This window comes from Flavobacterium sp., from assembly GCF_049240005.1.
Classification (GTDB): Bacteria; Bacteroidota; Bacteroidia; order Flavobacteriales; family Flavobacteriaceae; genus Flavobacterium.
In genome coordinates this window covers 1-1,207 of the sequence record NZ_JBMLTK010000055.1, presented here as the reverse complement: position 1 = coordinate 1,207, position 1,207 = coordinate 1, and the positions used below count along the sequence as shown (strand labels likewise).

The following is a 1,207-nucleotide window of genomic DNA, read 5'->3' as shown; positions in this document are numbered from 1 at the left end:
CCATAAATTCTTCGGCTTTCGTAACCATATTATAGCTTCCGCAGAAGAACGGCACACGCTGATGCAGTTCGGTAGGTTTAATTTCTAAAATTCGCGTAAAGCCATCCGATGCTTTTCCACCAGCTTGTTCGGCAATAAAGGCCATAGGGTTGCATTCGTACAGCAAACGCAATTTACCTTTGGGTGCTTTCGAGCTTGTTGGATAAATATAAATACCACCTTTAATCATGTTTCTGTGAATGTCGGAAACCAAACTGCCAATGTAACGCGAGGTGTACGGACGGTCGCCTTCTTCCAACTGACAGTATTTGATGTAATCTTTAACGCCTTGCGGAAAGTGCACGTAATTTCCTTCGTTAATAGAATAGATTGTTCCGTCGGGTTTGAATTGCATGTTGGGATGCGACAAGTAGAAAGTTCCGATAGCCGGATTGAGCGTAAATCCGTTAACGCCGTGCCCAGTAGTGTACACCAACATGGTCGAAGTTCCGTAAATAACGTAACCCGCGGCAACCTGCATGGTTCCGGGTTGTAAAAAATCATCGATCGTAACAGGCGTTCCAATGGGTGTTACGCGACGAAATACCGAAAAAATAGTTCCAACCGAAACGTTGACATCGATGTTGCTGCTGCCATCGAGCGGATCCATTAAAACGACGTATTTGCTGTTGTGGTTGTTGTCGGGTCCGGCAACGGTAATAAAGTCGTCGTTCTCTTCCGAGGCAATTCCGCAAACAATCTCTCGATTTATCAGCGTTTGAATGAAGATGTTATTGGCGTAAACGTCGAGTTTTTGTTGATCTTCACCTTGGATATTCTGTTCGCCAGCCGCACCAACAATATCCACCAATCCGGCCTTGTTTACTTTATAATTAACGACTTTCGCCGCCAATCGAATAGAGTTGATGATTCGGGAAAGCTCGCCCGACGAATATTTAAATTCAGCTTGTTTTTCAATAATAAATTCTCCGAGCGTTTTGTTGCGTTCTTCCATAGCGAAATCGTTGTAGTTGGTGCAAATATCGCAATTTATACGACTTGCGTTTCTAAAACGGGATAAAGAAAACGTTGTTTTTGTCGAAGAAGCTGCGAAATGCGAATTTTTCAGCTTCAGCTTAGAAATAACAGCAGTAATAGCTCCATTTTTACACACAAAATTGCTACAAACCGTATATTTGCCGCTCAATTCTTAAAGCCGTTATTTAAT

General features: G+C 42.7%; 1 protein-coding gene. It reads right to left on the bottom strand.

Annotated elements, in window-relative coordinates:
• Nucleotides 1-994, bottom strand: a 994-nt coding sequence (gene fbp, locus ACOVQQ_RS05575; protein WP_421817319.1) for a class 1 fructose-bisphosphatase, incomplete at its 3' end; no start/stop codon positions are given.
• Nucleotides 995-1,207: the final 213 nt, after the last annotated feature.